Annotated in this window: 24 protein-coding genes; 3 read left to right on the forward strand and 21 right to left on the reverse strand. The window is 29.2% G+C overall.

The window, feature by feature from the left end; translation table 11 throughout:
* Positions 1-2 precede the first annotated feature (2 nt).
* The 3 genes from spoIIM to D2A34_RS14845 form a co-directional block, all read right to left on the reverse strand.
* A complete protein-coding gene (spoIIM, locus tag D2A34_RS14835) occupies positions 3-635 on the reverse strand; it encodes a stage II sporulation protein M (protein ID WP_079442467.1) in 633 nt (210 codons plus the stop codon).
* A gap of 318 nt (positions 636-953) precedes the next feature.
* Positions 954-1,748 (reverse strand): SDR family oxidoreductase, encoded by a 795-nt coding sequence (locus D2A34_RS14840; protein ID WP_119367285.1) that lies wholly within the window; start codon positions 1,746-1,748, stop codon positions 954-956.
* Between the two features lie 88 nt (positions 1,749-1,836).
* Positions 1,837-2,760: a ketopantoate reductase family protein gene (locus tag D2A34_RS14845; RefSeq protein WP_079442468.1), complete on the reverse strand. Its 924-nt coding sequence runs from the start codon at positions 2,758-2,760 to the stop codon at positions 1,837-1,839.
* A gap of 311 nt (positions 2,761-3,071) precedes the next feature.
* On the opposite strand from D2A34_RS14845, the gene D2A34_RS14850 reads away from it, so the two are divergent.
* A complete protein-coding gene (locus D2A34_RS14850) occupies positions 3,072-3,578 on the forward strand; it encodes a flavin reductase (RefSeq protein WP_079442013.1) in 507 nt (168 codons plus the stop codon).
* A 201-nt stretch (positions 3,579-3,779) separates the two neighbouring features.
* On the opposite strand, the gene D2A34_RS14855 is transcribed toward D2A34_RS14850, so the two are convergent.
* The 12 genes from D2A34_RS14855 to D2A34_RS14910 all read right to left on the reverse strand — a co-directional run bounded on the left by D2A34_RS14855 (position 3,780) and on the right by D2A34_RS14910 (position 15,851).
* A complete protein-coding gene (locus tag D2A34_RS14855; protein ID WP_079442014.1) occupies positions 3,780-4,889 on the reverse strand; it encodes a PrsW family intramembrane metalloprotease in 1,110 nt (369 codons plus the stop codon).
* A 243-nt stretch (positions 4,890-5,132) separates the two neighbouring features.
* On the reverse strand, positions 5,133-6,263 hold the full coding sequence (locus D2A34_RS14860) for an N-acetylmuramoyl-L-alanine amidase family protein (protein WP_079442015.1): 1,131 nt from the start codon (positions 6,261-6,263) through the stop codon (positions 5,133-5,135).
* Between the two features lie 93 nt (positions 6,264-6,356).
* Positions 6,357-7,787 carry a hypothetical protein gene (locus tag D2A34_RS14865; RefSeq protein ID WP_119367170.1) on the reverse strand — a complete coding sequence of 477 codons (1,431 nt, stop codon included), beginning with the start codon at positions 7,785-7,787 and terminating at the stop codon, positions 6,357-6,359.
* Between the two features lie 52 nt (positions 7,788-7,839).
* On the reverse strand, positions 7,840-8,493 hold the full coding sequence (locus D2A34_RS14870) for a hypothetical protein (RefSeq protein WP_079442017.1): 654 nt from the start codon (positions 8,491-8,493) through the stop codon (positions 7,840-7,842).
* 309 nt (positions 8,494-8,802) lie between these two features.
* A complete protein-coding gene (locus D2A34_RS14875; RefSeq protein WP_119367171.1) occupies positions 8,803-10,707 on the reverse strand; it encodes a bifunctional 4-hydroxy-3-methylbut-2-enyl diphosphate reductase/30S ribosomal protein S1 in 1,905 nt (634 codons plus the stop codon).
* A 13-nt stretch (positions 10,708-10,720) separates the two neighbouring features.
* Positions 10,721-11,374, reverse strand: a complete 654-nt coding sequence (gene cmk / locus D2A34_RS14880; protein WP_079442019.1) for a (d)CMP kinase — start codon at positions 11,372-11,374, stop codon at positions 10,721-10,723.
* A 95-nt stretch (positions 11,375-11,469) separates the two neighbouring features.
* Entirely contained in the window at positions 11,470-12,687 is a 1,218-nt protein-coding gene (locus D2A34_RS14885) for a BaiN/RdsA family NAD(P)/FAD-dependent oxidoreductase (RefSeq protein ID WP_079442020.1), read from the reverse strand.
* Between the two features lie 112 nt (positions 12,688-12,799).
* Entirely contained in the window at positions 12,800-13,303 is a 504-nt protein-coding gene (queF, locus tag D2A34_RS14890) for a preQ(1) synthase (protein WP_079442021.1), read from the reverse strand.
* A 27-nt stretch (positions 13,304-13,330) separates the two neighbouring features.
* Entirely contained in the window at positions 13,331-13,993 is a 663-nt protein-coding gene (gene queC, locus D2A34_RS14895) for a 7-cyano-7-deazaguanine synthase QueC (protein ID WP_079442022.1), read from the reverse strand.
* An 85-nt stretch (positions 13,994-14,078) separates the two neighbouring features.
* Positions 14,079-14,672, reverse strand: coding sequence for a GTP cyclohydrolase I FolE (gene folE / locus D2A34_RS14900; protein ID WP_079442023.1), 594 nt, complete (start codon positions 14,670-14,672; stop codon positions 14,079-14,081).
* 68 nt (positions 14,673-14,740) lie between these two features.
* On the reverse strand, positions 14,741-15,409 hold the full coding sequence (gene queE / locus D2A34_RS14905) for a putative 7-carboxy-7-deazaguanine synthase QueE (protein WP_079442024.1): 669 nt from the start codon (positions 15,407-15,409) through the stop codon (positions 14,741-14,743).
* Between the two features lie 13 nt (positions 15,410-15,422).
* Positions 15,423-15,851, reverse strand: coding sequence for a 6-pyruvoyl trahydropterin synthase family protein (locus D2A34_RS14910; protein ID WP_079442025.1), 429 nt, complete (start codon positions 15,849-15,851; stop codon positions 15,423-15,425).
* Between the two features lie 344 nt (positions 15,852-16,195).
* Here D2A34_RS14910 and D2A34_RS14915 point away from each other — a divergent pair, with 344 nt between their 5' ends.
* On the forward strand, positions 16,196-16,990 hold the full coding sequence (locus tag D2A34_RS14915) for a DUF1189 domain-containing protein (RefSeq protein WP_079442026.1): 795 nt from the start codon (positions 16,196-16,198) through the stop codon (positions 16,988-16,990).
* Between the two features lie 131 nt (positions 16,991-17,121).
* Here the strand turns inward: D2A34_RS14915 and D2A34_RS14920 are convergent, their stop codons facing one another.
* The 4 genes from D2A34_RS14920 to D2A34_RS14935 form a co-directional block, all read right to left on the reverse strand.
* Entirely contained in the window at positions 17,122-17,643 is a 522-nt protein-coding gene (locus D2A34_RS14920) for a metal-dependent hydrolase (RefSeq protein WP_079442455.1), read from the reverse strand.
* Between the two features lie 172 nt (positions 17,644-17,815).
* The gene (locus D2A34_RS14925; protein ID WP_079442456.1) at positions 17,816-17,974 is read right to left on the reverse strand and encodes a FeoB-associated Cys-rich membrane protein; all 159 of its coding nucleotides are present in this window, start codon (positions 17,972-17,974) and stop codon (positions 17,816-17,818) included.
* 78 nt (positions 17,975-18,052) lie between these two features.
* Complete coding sequence (gene feoB, locus D2A34_RS14930) at positions 18,053-19,861, reverse strand: ferrous iron transport protein B (RefSeq protein WP_079442457.1); 1,809 nt, start codon at positions 19,859-19,861, stop codon at positions 18,053-18,055.
* 72 nt (positions 19,862-19,933) lie between these two features.
* Complete coding sequence (locus tag D2A34_RS14935; RefSeq protein ID WP_079442458.1) at positions 19,934-20,158, reverse strand: FeoA family protein; 225 nt, start codon at positions 20,156-20,158, stop codon at positions 19,934-19,936.
* A 412-nt stretch (positions 20,159-20,570) separates the two neighbouring features.
* Here D2A34_RS14935 and D2A34_RS14940 point away from each other — a divergent pair, with 412 nt between their 5' ends.
* Positions 20,571-21,461 (forward strand): LysR family transcriptional regulator, encoded by an 891-nt coding sequence (locus D2A34_RS14940; protein WP_079441773.1) that lies wholly within the window; start codon positions 20,571-20,573, stop codon positions 21,459-21,461.
* A gap of 256 nt (positions 21,462-21,717) precedes the next feature.
* On the opposite strand, the gene D2A34_RS14945 is transcribed toward D2A34_RS14940, so the two are convergent.
* Together D2A34_RS14945 and D2A34_RS14950 are read right to left on the reverse strand one after the other, a co-directional pair.
* A complete protein-coding gene (locus tag D2A34_RS14945) occupies positions 21,718-22,071 on the reverse strand; it encodes a hypothetical protein (protein WP_119367172.1) in 354 nt (117 codons plus the stop codon).
* 139 nt (positions 22,072-22,210) lie between these two features.
* Complete coding sequence (locus tag D2A34_RS14950; protein WP_119367173.1) at positions 22,211-23,311, reverse strand: PQQ-dependent sugar dehydrogenase; 1,101 nt, start codon at positions 23,309-23,311, stop codon at positions 22,211-22,213.

Below are 23,311 nucleotides of genomic sequence, written 5' to 3' on the forward strand. Positions count from 1 at the left end.
CATTATAAATAGAATTTTTGGGCCACAAATTTTATTAGAGATGGTGATACATAAGTTTCAATTACTATTCCTATAGCAAACAACACCAAAATTCCAATTAACTTATTTAACACACCATCCAAAAAAGGATCTTTACTTTTTATTTGCTTGAAAAATTTCCCTTTAAGTTTTTCTGTAGACATAGATAAACTAATAACACTTAGGGCTATAAAACACGGAATATATATCAAATTTTGAGGGATAATAGATACTAAGGCTAGTCCAACTCCTTTTCCTTCAAAAGTAGTTACCATAAAAGAAAAAGTATACCCCAAAGTAAAACCTTTTAACAAATCCAAAATCAATATAACAGGAGCTCCAAAAAAAGTTAAACCTAATACAAATATAGGTATAATTATTAATATATTTTTCTTAATAACTTCAAATAACAAAGTTCCATAATTGATGGGTTGACTGCCTATAGAATTAGTAAAACTTGAAAAATAGCTTATAAGATCCTTTCTATCCGATGCTCCCATGTATTTAACAGTATAAAGCCCAAAGGATATTCCCAAACAAAACATTATTAGTACAATGAAAAAATATGCCTTTTTATCCCTAAAAGTAGCATTTAGTTTACTAAGTAAAAAATTCATCTCTTATTCCTCCTTTAGTTATAGTTACTCTACTTTATACTATGTTTTATATTGCAAGTTTATTCCAGCACCCAATGAGAAATATGTAACACTATTAAAATATTATTTCTTTGATCAAATCATATATAACCTTACAATTAATCGATACAGAGAAATTGATAATATGTGATTTATTAAAATATATATTTAAATAAAGTAACTTAATTCAAGATTTCAAAATAATTCACTAAGATAATTTAAGATAATAAAAGAAATCTTACGTATATCAAAGTTTTACAAAGAATATACATAAGATTCTCTTTATTTTATTACACTTCTCTAATTATTTCTCCAACTACTATCATACGTCCAACCATTATCAGCATTATAAATCATATGCTTAGTCATTCCGCCATCAATAGTAATATTTTCTCCATTAATAAAACTATTATCTTCATGGCACAAAAACATTGCTACCCTTGCAATATCTTTTGGATCCCCTACCCTGCCGGAAGGATGCTGAAGAGTATCACTTTCGCTATAATTAGGAACATAATTATCATCATAATAAGCACCGGTATCAATCCATCCAGGGCTTATTGAATTTACCCTCACTTTACCTGAGAGGCTAACTGAAAGCCCATGAGTTAGTGCTAAAATACCGCCTTTAGCAGCAGTATAACTTTCGGTATCAGCTTGTGACATATATGCTCTAGTAGAACAAATATTTACAATAGATCCCTCATCATTAAAGTTATTCATAAATAGCTGTGCTAACATATATGGTGCAGTGACTCCAACTTTAAGCACATAGTTAAAATCTTCATATGAACATTTTGATAAAATCCCTTTTCTGCTTATACAGGCATTATTGATAATATAATCTATTTTACCGAATTTTTTTATCACATTATCAGAAAAATTATATAAAGTGGTCTCTTCTGAGATATCTCCTAAATAAAAAGTTGCATCTCCACCTTTTGCTTTAATATATTCTAAATTCTCTTTTCCTGCTTCTTTATTATTATCAATAAAAATTACCTTTGCACCACTAGATGCAAACTCTCTTGTTAAGCATCTCCCAATTCCGAGTGCTCCTCCTGTAATTATGCAAACTTTATTTTTAAAATTCATATCTTTTTTAGTGAGAGAGTGCATTACTAATACACCTGGCAAACCCACACTAAAAGTTCACCTCCATATATTTAGTTTTAATATACATTTACATAGGTTGTAAAATTTTAAGTTTATCATAAGCTTTTTGAGTATAAGGAGTAGGTACCCCTAAATCTCTTCCCATGCGGCAAAGTTCCCCACAAAATAATTCAAGCTCAAATTTTTTTCCGAGTACTACATCTCTATGCATTGAACTTATACTTTTCTTGGAAACCTTTTTAAGAATATTAATAGTCGTTTCAAAAATATTTTCAGGAAGATTAATCCCCTTTGTTCTTCCAACTTCTTCACATTCTTTTGCCACATTGCAAAAAGTCTCAAACTTCATTCTATCTTCTAGTATTCCTTTTACTTTAACATCGTAATATGAATCTGTCACATTAAAGGCACAATTGAAAACATACTTTTTCCATGCATCTACTTCAGTATCCTCTTTCAATTCACATGAAATATATGATTTATTTAAAACACCTCGAATTATTTCTAGATTTCCTTTGAAGATAGGTCTTCTCTTATTTGAAGAGATAACAATTTTAGTCTTCGTACTATTATACTTAATCACTCCAATTGTTTCAACCTTTACACTTCCGTACATTACTGTTTCAATAACAATTCCTTTCTTTAAGTATGAATATACCTTATTTGCTATATCTACTCCATCTATAATAGGAACAACTAATGTATGTTCTCCAACCATTCTTGAAATTGCTTCCACTGCAACTTTTAAAGAATATCCCTTAACACACACAAATACAATGTCCATTATTCCAATTTCAGGTGAATTCTTTGTAATAAGTTTCGGATATGCCATAAATTTTTCATCTGCTTCATTTATTAAAGCAATTCCATTCTTTTTTATTACTTCTAAAGTATTTCCACTTGTTATAACATAAACGTCTTCTTTACTCTTACAAAGCATAGCACTAATATATCCACCAATAGCACCTATCCCAATTACTCCAATTTTCATATTTTATCTTCCTTTCTTATTTTTATACCCGCACTGGTATCTCTTTATTAATTAATATTTTATACTTTTTAATATCATAAAGAAAATATATATTAGTTATAAACATCATAACTACTAGTTATATAAACGCTTAACAAATTTCTATTAATATAGTTTTTACCATAATAATTAATTTGATTGTCATGATAAAAATATTTTTAGAGAATAATAATTTTATTAAGAAGTATATACCATGTAAATCATTATAGAATTGCACTTTACCTGTAATAATATTAAAATAAATATAAACTGTTTTAAAAGGAGGATAATACATGGAATTTAAAGAAATTGAAATCAAAGAATTAAACATTAACCCATTTTCGCTGATTGGTGATGAATGGCTATTAATTACTGCTGGTACTGAGGGTAAGTTTAATACTATGACTGCTAGTTGGGGCGGACTAGGTGTATTTTGGGGCAAAAATGCTGCTACAATATATGTTAGACCTGGACGATATACAAAAGAATTTATAGATTCAAACGATACCTTTACTTTATCATTCTTCAAGGAAGAATATAAGAAGGCTCTACATGTCTGCGGAAGCCTTTCTGGAAGAAATACAAATAAAGTTGAGGCTGCAAATCTCTCTCCAATTTTTGATGGAAATAATACCTACTTCGATGAAGCTAAAATGGTTATTGTTTGTAAGAAAATGTACCATGCCGAAATAATCCCTGAAAACTTTGATAATAAATCTTTTGATGAAAAAATTTATCCTGCAAAAGATTATCATACGATTTATATTGGAGAAATACTAAAAGTATTGATAAAGGAATAAATAAACAAAATACTAAAAACTTACCTATAGTTATCAGCTCAGGTGAGCTTCTAGTATTTTCCTTATAAATTATTATAATTGATATAATAATTTATATTAGCATCATACAAGATTACTTCAATCTTATATTTAATGCTATTAGTTTTTATTGCGCTTTATAAATAAAATTTTAAGAAACAAGCTTATTTGTTTCTTAAAATTTTAACTACATTGCGCCGATGTATTTAAGCTTGAAATTTGTTTTAAACCTGCACTTATCAATATCAACACAGCAACCCACGCTATAATGGTAAGTATTCCTTGGGCATAGGGAAGTTCACTAGTATTACTAATTGGCATATCCCAAATAGCATGTAATCCTATTGCAATTATAAAATATTTAAGAAATTTTATATTTAATAGATGTTTAACTTCTAATCTATTATCTTTTTTTACCATAGCTAAAGCAGCTCCTGACATAGCCGCCCAAACAATATGCCCCCCAAAGGCTAAAATTCCTCTAGTATAAATTATTCTCATCATAACTGGAATTTGAAAACCATAGGCAAAAACATATCCTGCTGTTTCAAATACTGCAAATCCTGAACCAACTGCTGCCCCTAACAAAAGCCCATTCAAAATGTATTTTCTCTTACTACCTCTTAGATAATAGGCTATCACAACAAATTTTGCGACTTCCTCAATAATTCCTATCATTATTGCACCAAAGTAATCCACTTCACCTATAGTAACTGCGCGATTTAATATCATTGTAATAAGTAAAGAAGAGATCCCTCCAAAGAAAAAAATCTTAACAACGTCAAAAATATTAATATTTCTTGGAGCATTTACTTCCCAAAAAAAAATTAATAACGAAAATGGTATCGCTAATGCGCCTATAAATATAATTCCTGGAAATGCTAATATATTACGAAAAACTCTTAGTAAGGCTACAAGTCCAATAAATGTTGCTGCAAATAAAATAAATACTCTTGAAAATAACCATGGCTTCGGCCACTTTGAACATATTTCGCCCTCTTTTGGAGCCGTTTTTATTGTACCACAAATAAAAGTATTCTCTCTTTCTTCTAAAGTATGTTTCTTAAATACATTAATTACCAGATCCCTAAGTTTTAATTGAACATTACCACTCCCGCCAGCCATTTTATTTAATTCGCTTAATACACTTCCAGATCCATTCTGGGCTTGATTTTGTGTCATATTATTACTTTCTCCATTATCATTAATGTTTGAACCACATGAATTACAAGAATTAGAGTTATTTGAAATCTTTTGTTTACCTTTCGAACAATTCTTCATATTATCCTCCATTTATTTACCTCCTTCGTTTTCTACTTGACTATTTTTCCCCAATCTTGTTTTTGTAATTCAATTTTCTTATGATTACTTCAGCAGCAAGAACTTATCTAAATATATAAGCCTAGCTAATATATAAATTATTTGTGTTATGTCCTATTAATATACTTATTTAATCTAATAAGAAAAAGATACCTCAAAATACATCATATGTTTTGAGATATCCATTAATAATATTGTTATATAAATTTAATTTATCTATTTTTCAAATGTAATTGGAGTTGATGCTACATAATATAATTTTCCTGTTTCTGTGTTAAGTACAGAAATAGATACATTGACTTCAACCGTACCAGTTCCAGTCACTGTATAACCGCTTTCCAAATTACCATCTACATAAGCATCTTTTCCATTAAGCGATACATATAAATCTTTAGTTACAATACAATCTTGTCCGTCTATTATTACATTTTCTGTGCCTGGAGTAAAGTTAAGAACAGGTTTTATATTTCCTTCTGTATTATAATCATTTAATGTAAATTGTGTATCGGCTTTATATTGAGTATCAATACTCTCTTGGAAAGTTTCTTTGTTCACCAAATCTCCTGAAGCTGTAAATTTTAATACTGGAGTTGGAATTTTATCACCTATAGCTGCCCCACTTTTCTCAAAAGTGTAAGTCAACCCATCAATAACAATATTTCCTGTTTGCATTGCTCCTGTTGATGATAATGTATATACTTTTCCATCAACTTCAATCACACCAGATTGCATAACTCCGGATGAATTTGTAAAATACCATGTTCCGTTATCATTAACCCAACCAGTTTTCATTGCTCCTGATGACTGTAAATAGTACCATGATTCACCATCTTTTATCCAGCCTGTTTTCATTGCTCCTGATGATTGTAGATAATACCATATCCCGTTATCTTTTGCCCAACCTGTTTTCATCTCTCCAGATGATTGTAGATAGTACCATACTCCGTTATCTTTTGCCCAACCTGTTTTCATTGCTCCTGATGGTTGTAAAAAGTACCATGTTCCATTATCTTTTGCCCAGCCTGTTTTCATTGCTCCTGATGGTTGTAAAAAGTACCATGCTGCATTGTCTTTCATCCAGCCTGTTTTCATTGCTCCTGATGACTGTAAATAGTACCATGTTCCATTATCTTTTGCCCAGCCTGTTTTCATGTAACCATCCGAACCAAAATTATACCAATTTCCATTAATATTTTTCCAACCAGTAGAATATGCATTCCCCTCTGTATTCCACCATCCTTTAGAGTCCTGCTTCCATGCAGCTGTTACTCCTAATTGTGACGTGGTCGCAATAGTTATTACAGTTGCAACTACTGCAGCTAATTTTCTAAATCCATTTTTTTTCATTCGTTTACTACACTCCTTACAATTATCATTGTGTACTTTATTTGTGCAAAGTTTTTTTCTTAAATTATTAAATACATGAATTAATTATCACTTTTAATTTCTAAATTTATTTACTAATATATTTTTAATTACTGGTATTAACATTACTAAACCTATTAAAAGAGTTACTGCTCCTAAAGCTGACAAAATACTTAAGAAATATTTTGCTGTTACTACAAAGATATCTTGAAAATATACAATACTAATATTAATGTTTTCATAGAACTTTGAAATATAGGCACCAAGAAAAATAATTAACATAACTAATCCCGATATAATAAACGACCTTCCTGTATAAACAAGGTAAGATTGTAATCCTCGATTATTTAGTTTAACTAATAAGGTAATTAGCATAAAAGGTAAAACCATAAATACCCAGAACATTTTTGTAAATAGAGATGTAATTTTAGCTAACACTTCGAAAGTATTAGATTGCATTAATTTATCAACACTAAACTTTTGCATTTCGTTATCTATAATTATATCTAATTTACCTATTGCTCTGTCCTCTATCTTACTGATTTTTTCTTGTAGATTCGAGCCATCATTATTCGCAATCTCGTTTAATATTTCTTGTTGTAATTCTCCTAAAAATGATTTCCCAATATTACTTCCATTTGCTGACTCGCTAGAATTTACAGCGGAATTATTTTCTATATTATTCGATGCTTCATTTTTCTTATTCTCATTATCATTAAGACCTCCAGAAGTTTGATCTTTTTCATTTTCAATAGTTCCACTTCCTGGAGGTATTGAATTTTCATCAACTGATATTCCATATCCTTCAAGTATTTTTATAGCTTCTGCTTCTGTTATTCCCTTTTCTATCATTTTTTGTCGAGCCTGTTCGATTGTTAATCCTTTTTCCTTTAACAAACTTTGGACTTTTGATTTAGCTTCATTAGGCGTCATCAGCTTCTCTATTAATATGGAATCTTGTCCATTTTTTGAATTACTTTTAGTATAGACCATATTATTGTATTGAATATTATCTTTGCGTAAAGCCATATTTCTTAAATTCAATTCATTTTCTGAAGATGTAATATTTGTGGTTTCCAGGGTGTCATTAAAAGATAATTCATTTGAAGATTTATTACTACTAGTATCTAAAATAGTATTTAAAATCTCCTTAACTCTTTCTTTATATATAGTTGTATCTACAGGCTTTACTTCATCTCTATCTCCTGTTTTTAAATACTGAATAACTCCCTCAATTGCATTATCTGCCTCTTTCTTTATATCTTCGTCAGTTATTATAGACTCTTTCATACTTATATCTACGTTCTTAGCGCCTATTACTTTATCCATCTTTTCATATATAGTTTCTTTAATATATTGATATGTACCATTTTCATTAAATATAGTTAGATATATATTCTTATTAAATAAAATTCCTTTAATAAAAACAGATAAAACTGCAAAAATAATACTTATTATTAATAATATTTCAATAATTAAACTAACATATCTTTTTGTTTTATTCATTGATATATTAATCCTTTCTGTTCTCTTGAAGATTCTCAAGAATATATATTTTTTACTTAATGCCTAATTCTGTTAAATATGCGCAAAATTCATCATAGGTGTTAAATGAATTTAATATACCAACAAGTTTACTTGCTGAAGCGCTGTTTATCTGAAGAATTATTTGATTTTCTTTTTCAAGCGATAGAGTTGTGTTTCCTTCGCTATTTTTACCAAACTTCAAAGCACCATACTCCGGATTAATCATTTCAGCAGCTTTTTCTTCCTTAGACGCTCTTTCTGCTGGATCAGTAGTACTTGCAATATCTAGTAATACATTAGTTACCTCTGTAGTCATGGTTTTATAAGAATTGAAGTTTTCTTTATTTAAGCTAGCATAAATTAAAGAAGTACTTAAAATATCACTAATACTTGCTCCATCAGTAATATATTTCGAAATTATTTTTCCTTGATCAGTTGAATTTAATTCACTCTCAATTTTTTTATAGTATTCCGAATCTTTATTAATTATGTCACCTATCTTAGTATCTTTATTAATATTTAAATCATTTATTGGTTTCTCACCATTATAATAAGTTTTTATAATTCCCTTCAATATAGACTTTTGCGCATCACTTAAAGCGCTGTCCGCGGCAAATACCCCAACAGATGCAAACGTTATAGTAAAACATAATATAGCAATTGATAATAATTTTTTCTTCTTCATCTATCTTATCCCCTTCAACTTTTTAAGTATAATAGTGTTTTCAACAACATTGTATCATATTTTTTATGTTTTTATTAAATTATTTTAAATTTTATTCTATAAAAATACATGAAACATAGTAATCTTTTTACATTCCGAGCATCTATTGTCGAATATCTTTTTATAAATATCTTTCATATTAAACTGCTAAAAGTACTACCGATGCGGTCCACCGTTCATTTTTCATATATAATTTAAATTAAAAAAAGCTGTCGACTTTGTCGACAGCTTGATAGAATGAATATTTTATTCCTTCTATAATTATAATGATTAAATATCTTTTATGCTTAGGCTTATTCTCTTCTTCTCTTCATCAACACCTAAGATCTTAGCTTTAATTTCTTGACCAACCTTTAAAACTTCTGAAGGATGTTCTATCCTACTATGTGATATTTTTGAAATATGAACTAGCCCATCTACTCCTGGTTCCAATTCAACAAATGCGCCAAAATCATTTAATCTTACAACTTTTCCTAGAACAATTGATTCTTCAGGATATTTTTCTTTAGCATTATCCCAAGGCTTAGCGATAAGTTCCTTCATACTTAGGGATAATTTTTTGGCTTCTTTATCAAGACCTATAATTTTTACCTCTATAGTTTGACCTTCTTTTAATACATCACTAACTTTTTTAACATGATTCCATGATATTTGTGATAAATGTAATAATCCATCAATGCCGTTAATTTCAACAAAAGCACCAAAGTCTGTGAATCTCTTAACTTCACCTTTAACTACATCACCTATGTTAAAGCTTTCCCACGCCTTAGCATCTTCTACATTCTTAACATCTTCTAATAATATTCTTCTTGATGCTACAACTTTAACAGGGTTCTTTAATGAAAAATCTATTAATTTAACTACTAAATTCTTACCCACATATTCTTCTTTATTATCTGTGAATTTAACATCGATTTGAGAAGCAGGTATAAATATTCTAACACCTTTATAATTTGCCACTAAACCTTTTTCTTTAGCTTCCTTAACAGTTACTTCAAAAGTATTACCTTCTGTGAAATTTTGTTCAAGTTCTTTAAACGCTTCATCTCTTTCATATTCTAATCTTGATAAAACTACATATCCATCACCATTTTGTAATTTTATAACCTTCGCACTTATATTATCTCCAATATTAAGTGTTTCAGAAAATGTTATTGGATCTTCCTTAGCTGATAATTCTGTAAAAGGTATAATTCCATCTGATTTGTAACCTACAAGTGAAACTAAAATCGAATCTCTAGTTTTCGAAAGTATCTCACCTTGTACTTCATCACCTATAGCAAACCTCTTATCTAGTTCATTCATTAATGATAATTGATCTTCAAAATTATTATTTTCTGTATTCATAATATCTAGTACCTCCCTAATAATCCAATCTGGTGTTGAAGCACCAGCTGTAACTCCTATTTTTTTTATATTATTTTTTTCAATGAAACTCATTGGTAATTCTTTTGCATTTTCAATGTGAATAGTATTTTCGCAATTTTCTTTTGCAATTTGATATAACTTTGTAGTGTTTGAGCTATTCTTCCCACCAATAACTATCATAGCATCTGTTTCTTTTGAAATTTTATTAGTACTTTTTTGTCTAACATCTGTAGCTGCACATATAGTATTAAAAGCTAATACTTCTTTTACAGAGTTTAAGTTCTTTAAAGTATTTTCCCAATTAGCCATTTTTTCAGTTGTTTGCGCTACTACACATACCTTTTGTGGGATATTTACATCAAAATTACCATCCTTAGTAATAAGAGCTTCATTATTGCACCATCCATTAATACCCATAACTTCGGGATGGTTTTTATCTCCTAATATTACTATATGATAACCTTCTTTTGAATATTTCTTAACCTTATTTTGAATATTAGTCACAAATGGACAAGTAGCATTAATAACTGTTAATTGTCTCTTCTCAAGTTCATCAAAAACCGCTTCTGAAACACCATGTGATCTTATAACAACCACATCACCAGTGTTTAATTCATGTATATCCTCAAGGTCAATTGCAAAAATACTATTTTCCTCTAAAAAATTCACAACATCACTATTATGTATTAATGGTCCTAAAGTGTAAATTTTCGAGTTATATTCTTTTTGTATTCTTAGAGCTTCTTTTACAGCTCTCTGCACTCCAAAACAGAAGCCTGAATTTTTAGCTAAAATTACTTCACTCATTATGATCTCCTTACTATAAACCTTTTCTTATGTATTCTGTAATTATATTTACAACTCCATCAATATTTAGGTTAGTAGTATCAATTTCAATGGCATCATCAGCTTTTCTAAGAGGATCTGTAGCTCTATTAGAATCAATATAGTCTCTATCTATTATATCCTTTAATATTTGGTCATATGAGCATTCTATATTTCTTTCTTGTAATTCTTTGAATCTTCTACTAGCTCTTTCTTCAGGACTTGCTGTTACATAGAACTTAAACTTTGCATCTTTAAGTACAACAGTTCCAATATCTCTGCCATCCATAACCACATCAAACTTATTTGACATATCTTGTTGAAGCTTAACAAGCCTGCTTCTTACCTCTGGAATACTCGCATAATTAGATACGATACTACTTATCTCAGGCGTAGTGATTCTCTCTTGAATATTTTCACCATTTAAGATTAAATCATCATTCTCAAAATGCATCTCCATATTAGATATCATGCTGCATATTTCATCAACTTTTTCTGGTGATAAATTATTTTCTTTAGCTTTTAATCCAACTGCCCTATACATTGCTCCTGTATTTATGTACATAAGATTATATTTCTTACCAACTAGTTTTGCTATAGTACTTTTACCTGCTCCTGCTGGTCCATCTATTGCTACTGAAATTTTCAAACTTTTCTCCTCATTTCTATATACCGTAATTTTACGCCTTCAATAAGATTATATAATTTTTTGTCAATTCAAACAAGAAAATATTTTTTAAGTTGTTAAATATTGCTTCCTGCTATAAATCCTGTCGAAAATGCAATTTGTACGTTATATCCTCCAGTAAAAGCGTCTACATCCATTACTTCTCCAGCAAAAGAAAGATTATCAATTATTCTCGATTTCAATGTAGATGGATCGATTTCTTTTATGTCAACCCCGCCGGCTGTCACAATAGCCTCATCAATTGGTCTTAATCCTTTAATGTCATAAGATAGATCTTTTATAACTTTTACCAAGTTTTTTCTTTCTTCTTTTGTTATCTCATTAACTTTTTTATTTTCTAATATTCCAGATGCCTCAATTATTATTGGAATTAATTTTTGTGGTAATAATTCATCTAAAGAATTTTTGAAATCTTTGTTTAGGTTTTTACTAAAATCTTTTTGAATTCTTTTATCTAATTCACCTATGTTTAGAGCGGGTTTTAAATCTATATGCAATCCATAGTTTTTCCCTTTTTCAATAAATCTACTCCCACTTAATATAAGCGGACCCGAAACTCCAAAATGAGTAAACAGCATCTCTCCAAAATTTTTATAAACTACTTTTTTGTTGTTTTCTTTAATTGCAACTTCAACATTTTTTAGTGATAACCCCATAAGATCCTTTGTTTTTCCATCTTTTATTTCTATTGGAACAAGCGCCGGAGTCAGTGAGATAATATTGTGACCAAGCTTCTCAGCAAATTTTTGACCTTCTCCTCTTGAACCCGTAAGAGGATATGAAGCACCACCTGTTGCTACAATAAAGTAATCTCCACTTAGAAATTCTTCGTTATTTATTTCAATGTCTGTTATTATTCTATTTTTATATTTAATATTTGTTACTCTTGAATTTAATCTTATTTTTACATTTGTTCTACTCAAAGCATTTGATAAACCTCTAATAATATCAGAAGATTTGTCCGACTCTGGGAAAACTCTATCTCCCCGCTCTACCTTTAGCTTAATTCCTTCACCTTCAAAAAAGTTCATAGTATCATCATTTGTAAAACTATATAATGAACTATACAAAAAATGAGGATTACCTGGAATATATTCAAAAAATTCAGATATATCTTTTGCATTTGTTACATTACATCTACCTTTACCTGTTATAAATAGTTTTTTTCCTATTCGCTCATTACCATCTAGTAATATTACTTCATGCTTTTTTGCCGCCTGAAGAGCAGCCATCATACCTGCTGGTCCCGCCCCTATAACAATAACTTTACTCAATTTTTAAAATCATCTCCTCTTATATACTCAGTTAATAGTAACAGTTAACAAAGAACAGCTTAAAGACGTTCTTTGTTATTTGAAAATTAATTAACAATTACTAAATTATAATTTATCTGTTATCTACCTTCTCTGGGTACATATCATGATTCATCATTCTATAGTTTGCCATTTCTTCAAACTTAGTTCCCTTCATCCCATAATTACAATATGGATCAATACTAATGCCACCTCTTGGAGTGAATTTTCCCCATACTTCTATATACTTAGGGTCCATAAGTTTTATTAAATCTTTCATTATTATATTCATACAATCCTCATGGAAATCTCCATGATTTCTAAAGCTAAATAAATATAATTTTAGTGATTTACTTTCAACCATTTTAATATTAGGAACGTAACTAATATATATTGTTGCAAAGTCTGGCTGACCAGTTATTGGACATAGACTTGTAAACTCAGGACAGTTAAATTTCACAAAATAATCGTTATCTGGATGTTTATTTTCAAAAACTTCTAAAACTTCAGGATTATATCCAAAGTCATATTTTGTCCCCTGATTTCCAAGATGTGTTATGCCTTCTAATTCACTTGATTTTCTTCCGCCTTCGCTCATTGTTTTTCTCCTTCATCTGTAATTATATTATTTATTATCATTTTTCTTGCTATATAAATAATTTTCTAATCCTTTTCTTCTTAATTCACAGGCTGGACATTCACCACATCCATCCCCGATTACTCCATTGTAACAAGTTAGTGTTTTCTCTCTTATATAATCTAACTTTCCAAAACTATCCGCCATCTTCCATGTTTCAGCCTTGTCAATCCACATTAATGGTGTATGGACTACGAAATCATAATCCATAGCTAAGTTTAAAGTAACATTAAGCGATTTTATAAATACATCCCTACAATCAGGATAGCCGCTAAAATCTGTTTCGCATACCCCTGTTATAATATGTTTTGCCCCTTTAACTTTAGCTAGTACTCCAGCAAAAGTTAAGAATAACATGTTACGTCCTTCTACAAATGTTGAAGGAAGTGAGCCATTCTCACCTGCTTTAATTTCAATATCATCTCTTGTTAGTGCATTAGGAGCTAACTGGTTAAGTAAAGCCATATCTAGAATATGATGTTCAACTCCTAATTCTTTTGCTATGTTTTCGGCACACTCTATTTCTAATTTATGTTTTTGGTTGTAATTAAAAGTTACTGCTATAACCTCATCAAATTCTTTAAGTGCCCAAAACAAACATGTGGTAGAATCTTGCCCCCCACTAAATACAACTACAGCCTTTTTATTCATAATTTTCCCCTCCAAAAATATTATATAAATATATCATCAAATTTCAGCTTACTTTCTTAAAAGATAATCAGCATTATTATGTAGTTTATTTCATGATTAGTAACGCTTCCTGCCTTAACATATCATTTACTTGGAATTTTCCTATAAAAGTAGTGGTTGTCGTTGCAGTTCCAGGTTTTTTAATTCCTCTTGATGTCATACAACTATGTTCCCCCGTTATTAGAACACCAACATCGTTGCTTCCAGTAGCCATAGAAACTATTTCAGCTATATCGCTTCCTATACGTTCTTGAAGCTGAAGTCTCCTTCCTACCATATCTGCTATTCTGGAGATCTTACTTAATCCAATTATTTTTTCTCCAGGTATATATACTACTGTAACCTTCATATTATACATAAGAGCTAAGTGATGCTCACAAAAGCTATGAATTGGTATATCCTTAACAACAACCATGTTATTATAAGTATCACTAATAAATTCTTCATTTTCAAAAGTTGTTCCAAACATTTCTGCTATTTCTTCATTTGAAAGAGTCATTCCTTGAAAGACTTCTTCATACATTTTAGCTACTCTTTTTGGTGTATCAAGTAACCCTTCTCTATTTGGATCATCTCCTAATGCAATAATAATTTCTCTTATACATTCCTCTATCTTATTTGTATTTATCTTCTTTGGCATATCAAAGCCTCCTCATATTTATATCCCTTTAGTGCTATTCTAAAAATAGCAATATCAAAAATTTCTGATTAAACTCCCCTAGCATTTTTATCCCAAATAATTTTGTGCAATTGTATTTGTAATTTCACATTATTTAAATTTTTATCTTTCATAAATTCAACAATTTCCTGCATATCTATGTTTCCCGAAACAGGACTTAAATAAACTAGACACTTTGAAGTTAAATCATATCTTCTAATGATATCATAAGCCATTTGTAAATCTTCCCTGCTTCCAACAACAAACTTATAAACATCATCTAGGCCAACCACTTCTAAATTATTTAGATTCATCTTTTCAGTCATATGACTACTTGGCAATTTGAAATCAACAATGTAACTTATATTATTTTCTATATATCTTTTCTTAAAAGGTTCAATATCAACTGAACCGTTAGTTTCTATATGCACCTTTAAATTGTTATCTGAATTTAATAATTCAAGAAGTTCATCTATATTATCTTGAACAAGTGGTTCACCACCAGTTAAAGTAACATTTTTCGCTTTATTTTCTTTTATATAATTATAAATATCTTTCGAATTTAATCTTTCATAAATATTCTCTTTATCCCATGAATAAGTGGTATCGCACCAAGAACATCTTAAATTGCAGCCTTGAAATCTCACAAAGGTTGCAAGTTCTCCTGACGTAGGACCTTCTCCGTCAATAGATAAAAACTTTTCTATTACATTAAACATCTTCATCCTCCAATTAATCTTCTGTATAGATACAACTATTGTTAGGTGTTTCAAATAATTCTACTTCACATACAGATAGTCCTTTTTCCTTTAATCTGTTAAAAATATCTCTAGACATTTCTTCAGCTGTAGGTCTATAATTCACAAAATATATATCAAAATCGTTTGGAAGATCTGCTAATTTTTTAGCCAAAGCTTTTCCTTCTTCATTATCTTCTAATATTAGTTTGTGATCAAAAATTTCTTCAATTTCTTTTAAAGAATTTTTAAAATTAGAGAAATCATCAACCATCCCTCTAAGCTGACCATCAGCGTGTAAAGTTTCAGACTTTAGTTTAACAATTAATCTATATCTATGTCCATGAATATTGGAACATTTCCCTTTATAGCCACTTAAGTAATGTGCCATATCAAATTGTGCTTCACTTTTTATTTTAAACATGATTTTCTCCTTACATTTCTCTTTATTTCTTCTAAGTTATAATAGAATTTAGCCTATTAGGTATAATATATATTGATAAATATTTTATTAAAAATAAAAAAGGTTAATTTTGTTAAGCAAAAAAACTAGCATAACAAAATTAACCTTAAATTTCAAAATTTAAAATTAAAATGCCTAGTTTTGTTTAGGGACAGGATGGTCACAACGAACTGTCCATATTTAATTTACAATGGTAATGATAACATATTTCATTTTAATATGCAAACTTTCTGTTGCATTTTTGTTTAATGTGTTATAATTAGCTGTAACAATTGACTATTAAATAAATTTGAGGAGGTTTATCTTTGAAAACCAAAATGGGATTTAGGAATAAATTCGCTTATAGCTTTTATGATTTTTCAGCTTATAAGGAATTTATAGGACAAGGACTAGGAAAAGCTATTTTTTATACTTTTATTGTTACATTAATCTTTTCAACAATAACTAATATAAAAATTGCAACAGCATTCAATTCCGCAATATCAAAGATTGAAGATACTTTTGATAAAAGCGCACCAAATTTTGAACTTAGTAATGGCATATTATCCGTGGATTATAGTGAGCCAATTTTTTATAAACACGGCGATTTTATGCTTATTGTAGATACAAGTGGAAAAACTACGAATTCAGCTTTAAATCCTTATTGTGATGGTATATATATAAATTCTAATGCACTTACTGCTAGACAAAACTACACAACTGTTCAGAATATAGATTTAGCAGAATTTAGTGGATGGATTATTACCAATGCAAATGTTAAGAATATATTATCTATTATGCAAGTTATATTTCCAATAATGCTATTTATACTTAATCCTATAATTTCATTTTTAACTAATTTAGTTTCGGCTTTTGCTATATTAGCACCATTTACTTTATCAATTGGTACTCTAATGGGAGTGAAATTAAAGTATTCTAAGGCTTGCACATTAAGTTTTTATGCAATGACTTTACCGCTGTTACTTGAAGCACTTCTTGAAATAGCAGGTATAAATGTGCCAGAATTCTATATTGTTTTCTATATGATATCTTTACTTTATTGTGGATTAGCTATAAGAGAAATTAAAAACATAGATAAGTCTAATTTAAATTATATGTAATAAAAACAGAATAGTCTTTATAATAAAAACGTACATGAATACATTATTATTTATTCTGTACGTTTTTTATTTTATAATTTTTTTACAAAAATGAATTCTCAATTTCATTTTTGTTAAATACATAAACATTACTATTTAGGTATAAATGTAAATATTGATGTAATATGCAATATATCAAGAAACATAACTATATTAATGCATACTAAAATCCCGCATAAAATGTCTTCAAGTTTACTATTAGTTTTAATTTTCCCTAAGGAAAATTTCTTTTTACTTAATGGATAAAACCAAGGTAATCCCCCTATTGTAAAACTATCCAAAATTAAATGAGATAATACACCGAAAAATACTCCCTTTATTCCTAATAGAAATAACTTATTTATCATCATTCCACTACTAGCTGAATATAGAAGTAAGTACATTAGAGGCGCATGAAATAATTTCCTGTGTCCAGCCAATTTGTTTATGGTTTTTGAGATGACTTTAGTCTTTCTACCAATATAACTGCTCCTATGATCGATGTCTGGAAGTATACTTCCAATAAGCGCCCCACCCACAAATGCTGCGCTTGTTATTATTGGACTATTTGTCATTTGAGAACTAAAATATAGTCCGGTCAGTATACCACCATTTATATGTGTTTTATAATTCATTTAATGTATTCCTACCTTCGTATTATACTTAATTTTTTCTTTAGTAATGATATTATTACTTTTTATTTAATAATAAAATTCCACTAAAATAATAATTATTCTAGCGGAATCCTATTTTAACATATATTATATAAAGAAATCAAATTCAAAACTTATTTACTCTTGATAAATTTCATTTCTCATTACTGTTACTCTTATCAGAACAAATCTTTTCTGCCTTGCAGCCATTACAGCCACAATTACATTTTCCTTTTGAAGAGTTTCTTAATGATTTAAATATTATAAAGCCAGCAAAACAAACTATTAAAGCTGTCACTATTATTTCTATCATTTTATCTCCACCTACCTCACTTAATATCAGCTTTTCAAGGTCTAAATATATTATAGAATCAGTAAATTTAATTAGATGCTAAACAAACATATTATTCATTTTCAAAAACAGATGAATCACATTAAATATTGAACCACCTAAATTATATACAAAGAAAGCAGCAATCCAAGCAACTATTAATTGAAATACTACAGAGAAAACAGTCATTTTAGTACCGTATTCTTTATACATAGTTCCTATTGTAGATATACATGGAGTATATAATAATATAAAAACTAAGAAAGCATAGGCAGAAATACTTGTAAAATGAGTTGGAAGTATTTCAGACAAATCTCCTGCAAATATTACTTGCATAGACGCTAAAACAGATTCTTTTGCAAGTAGTCCTGATAAAAGGGATACAGCTGATTGCCAATTACCAAAACCCAAAGGTGCAAATACAGGTGCTATCACACTGCCAATTGATGCTAAAATACTCTCATCAACAACATCTACCATACCATGAAGATTAAAGTTTGACAAAAACCATACCACAACACTCATTGCAAAAATAATAGTTGACGCTTTTTGTAAAAAGCCCATGGCTTTATCTTCTGTTTGTTTGTAAATTGATGATATCTTTGGCATTTTATACTCAGGAATTTCGATTATAAAAGGCTCTTCATCCTTTTTAAAATATGTATTTTTAAATAAAATACCGAGTAAAAATGCAACAACAACTCCAAGGAGGTATAATGACGATACAACTAACCCTCTATGGGATGTGAAAAATACTGAAGCAAAAACTGTGTAAACAGGTAATCTAGCATTACAAGACATAAACGGAACAAGTAAAGCCGTTAATTTTCTATCCTTTTCACTTTCAAGTGTTCTCGCTGTCATTATTGCTGGAACCGTACACCCAAAACCTATAATCATTGGAATAAAAGCTTTACCAGAAAGCCCCATTTTTCTCATTAGCTTATCCATCATGAAAGCGACTCTTGCCATATATCCACTGTCTTCTAAAATAGTTATACATATAAATAAAACTAAAATTATTGGTAATAGTACTAGTATTCCTCCAACACCTGAAATTATTCCATCAACGATCAATGAACTAAACCAAGGTGATGTACTAGAAAGCAACAATCGTGCATATGGTATAAGATTATCGTTTAGGGCTGAATCCAAAACATCAGACAAAGGTTGTCCTACCCAAGAAAATGTTAGCTGAAACATTAAAGCCATCAAGAGTAAAAAAATCGGGTATGCTAAAATTGGGTGTAATACATATTTATCCAATTTTTCAGTAATAGTTTTTGTATTTTTATCTTTTATGGTCACACATGAATCCATTACACTTTCAATAAATTTGTATGCTTCTTTCTCAGAAGAAAAGTTAAATTTAGTCTTATTTAGATTATTTATAAAATCTCCTTGCTTTAATCTTTCTTCTATTTTATCAATCCCAATATTTTTTCCCGCGATTATTGGAATTACTTCTACCTCTAACTCTTTTGATAATTTCTCGTAATCTATAACTATTCCTTTGCTTTCACATACATCTATCATATTTAAAGCTAATATTATTGGTTTATTAAATTGTTTAAGCTGAGTTGTTAGATATAAATTTCTATTTAGATTAGAAGCATCTACAATATTTAAAATTAAATCTACATCCCCATCTTCCAAAAAACTTTTTGATACCTTTTCCTCATTAGAGAAGGTATCCATAGCATATATTCCTGGTAAATCTACGATTTTAATTTCTCCAGAAAGATAGCCTTCCTTTTTATCAACCGTTACACCTGGCCAATTACCGACATATTGATTTGATCCAGTAAGAGCGTTATATAACGTGGTTTTTCCAACATTAGGATTACCAAGTAAAGCTACGTTTATCATGATTTTACTTCTCCCCTATTTTGCTAATAATCATATTAGAATTTAAAGCCTATACTATATCAAGTATACTGCCTATAATTTCTTTAATAATATATTTTTTGCATCTTTTTTTCTTATAGCTAAATCAAATCCTCTAAAATTTATAATTATTGGATCCCCTAGTGGAGCTGTTCTTCTTAGCTCTACCTCTGTCCCCTCAATACATCCTAAAGCAAATAATCTTTTTACTAATTTCGTATCCCCGTTAATAGATGAAATAATTCCTTTTTCTCCTGGGTTTAAACTGCAAATACTCATTATAACGACACCTCCTAATTGAAATTATTTATCATATAATTAAGAATATCATTATTGTCTGAATTTAGCAATATTATTAGTGTTATTTTAAATAATTTTTCTAGTATATTTATTCGATATTTACAGATAAAATTATCTTTTTTATATTACCTTTTACTACAATTTTATTTGTAGTATTTATCATTTATAAAAATAATAATTTGTTTTAAAAATTTGCGCTAAGAGGGCATTTCATCTTTTAATTCTTGTACCCATATTGTCATATTATTATTTCAAGTGATATAGTTAAACTATATACTTATTATATTATTCATAACTATTAGTTATATATTTACTTAAAAATCAAGTACAATGTTTTTATAATTATGAATTTAATTTGCATAATAAAAATTATAGTAAGGGGGTAAGTTATTTGCTTTTAGATTTAAATCTTTATAGGGTATTTTTCATAGTTTCTAAATACAAAAATATATCTCATGCTTCTGAAGTTCTTTATGTATCACAGCCTGCTGTAAGTAAATCTATCAAGACATTAGAGAATGCTTTAGGAGTTAAACTCTTTTTACGAAGCTCAAAAGGAGTTACATTAACTTCTGAGGGAGAGGTACTGTATAACCATATAGAAAATGGCTTTGAAGAATTTTTATTAGGTGAAAGATTAATAGAAAAACTTAAAAATAAGGACATGGGGAATATTGTCATTGGCGTAAGCACCGCCATAGGAAAAAATTATCTTGTCCCAAAACTTGAGAGTTTTATAAAGATATACCCTAATTTTAAAATTAATATTATAAATAGACCAACTATCGATACTGTCCAATTAGTGCAGGAAGATAAAATAGATTTAGCTATTGTAGGTCCTCCACAAAATGATGATAACTTACAGTTTGTAAAATTATCAAGGATCCATGATATTTTAGTTGCAAGTCCAGATTACTTAAAAAAACTCTCCTATACGTCTCTAGAAGATTTGTTTAATAGGGGTTCATTTATGCTCTTAGAGAATCCTAATGTAACAAGAAATCATATAGATAATTATTTTTCAAATCAGAATGTAAATATTATTCCAGATATAGAGGCCAGTAATATGGATTTCCTAATTGAGTGCGCTAAAATTGGTCTTGGAATAACATCTGTAATAAAAGAATTTATTCTTGAAGATTTAAAAAATAAAAAATTGAAAGAAATTACTTTAGATACTCCTATTCCACAAAGACATATTGGAGTAATTTATAAAAACGCTTCTAATCTCTCAATTGCATCAAAAACATTAATAGATTATTTAAAAAATTATACTAAGTAAGAACGAGTTTCTCAAAAAATATTGTTACCACTATTTAGTGCTTTATTAATTTTATAGACAAAAAGACATTAAATACAACTATAATACTGCATTTAATGTCTTTTTAGTTTAGATTTTAAAACTGATAATTTTCTATGTTCTTGTCTATAATTTAGATGTGTTTTTTAACAACTTTATTATTACTAAGACATTGTAGGTATTATAAAGGATAAAATAATAGAAGTTAAAGAATTAGCAATATCTATTTTCATTTTTACTAATATCCAGGATAATATGGATTAAAATATGGATACGGTGGAGCAACATAAGGATAAGGTAAAAGTGATAATGCAGCTAAATTAGCTAATGGAAAAGCTTGACGTCTAAAGCGCCTGAATCTTCGTCTTTGATAAGGTCTTCTTCCATATTGCCTATTGTTGTCATTTTCATTATCATCGTCTGATTCCATTACATCCTCACCAACGAGTACAATAATACGATCATTATCCACATTTTCAATAATTCCGTCTAATGTGCTTCCATCTTTCATTGTTAATGTAGTATGATAGAACATACATTTTTTACATTTATCATGTAAATCACTATAGTAACTATCTCTCTCAAATCCCATTTTAATAATCAACTCCTTCCAATATAACATGTTATTCATATATAAGGATAACGGTGATATTAAATTTAGTAATTTTACCTCAAAAATTCGACAACTTATTTAGTAGTATTACATGCACTTGTCTACTTTTAAGTGCTACTTATCTAGGAATTAGCCTGAGAATTTTGTCATCACCAATATTAGGATTTCCCCTTCCATCCATATTGCTAGTTGTTAAATAAACTGATCCATCTTTACCTTCAACTACTTCACGTAAACGGCCATATTCATTCTTTAAGAATGATTCTATATTGTTAACTTCTGTTCCATCCCGATTTAATGATATGACAAATAGTTGTTGTCCACGCAAAGCCGCAACAAGTAATTTTCCCTTCCATGGTCCTTGTTTTACAAGTGAAATTCCTGAAGGCGCCCATGTTTCTTCTCCACTGTGTATTAATGACTTTTGTGTTACAACTTCTACTGATTCCTCATCACCTTGAACAAGAGGCCAACCATAATTTACTCCTGGTATAATTATGTTTATTTCATCATGTGCTGATTGTCCATGCTCAGATTCATATAAGATATTTTTCGAATTCCACGCTAAACCTTGTGGATTTCGATGACCTAGGCTATAAATAGGTGAATTTGGAAACGGGTTATCTTTTGGAATACTTCCATCTAATTCTATTCTCAGTATTTTTCCTGCTGTACTAAAAGGATCTTGAGCTAAAGAAGAATTTCCAGCATCTCCTGTCGTAATGTATAATTTATGATCTGGACCAATTTTAAGCCTTCCACCATTGTGAATTCTTCCTCCAGGGATCTTATCTATGATAATTCTCTCCATAATTAAACTATTATTATTTTCAAGTAATCTTACAACACGGTTATAAATTAAATTACTATCTCCATATGAATGCATAACATAAATATAATGATTCTGCGAATAATCTGGATCTATTGCAATTCCCATTAAACCGCCTTCTCCTTGACTTACAAAAGGTGTAGAAAATATCATAAGTGGCTGTGGCTGAAGTATATCATTTTTAATAATTCTTATTCTCCCAATCCTTTCAGTAACCAATATCGTTCCATCATCTCCTATGGCTATAGCCCATGGTACATATAAATTTTCAGCGACAACTTCAATTTCATAAGGAAATTGCCTTAATTTATTTTCATTTACGTTAATATTATCATCATTAAATTTGCGAAATATGGAATTATACAAAATACTACTTAGTCTTTTTCTCAT

Source organism: Clostridium chromiireducens (genome assembly GCF_003575225.1).
Classification (GTDB): Bacteria; Bacillota; Clostridia; order Clostridiales; family Clostridiaceae; genus Clostridium; species Clostridium chromiireducens.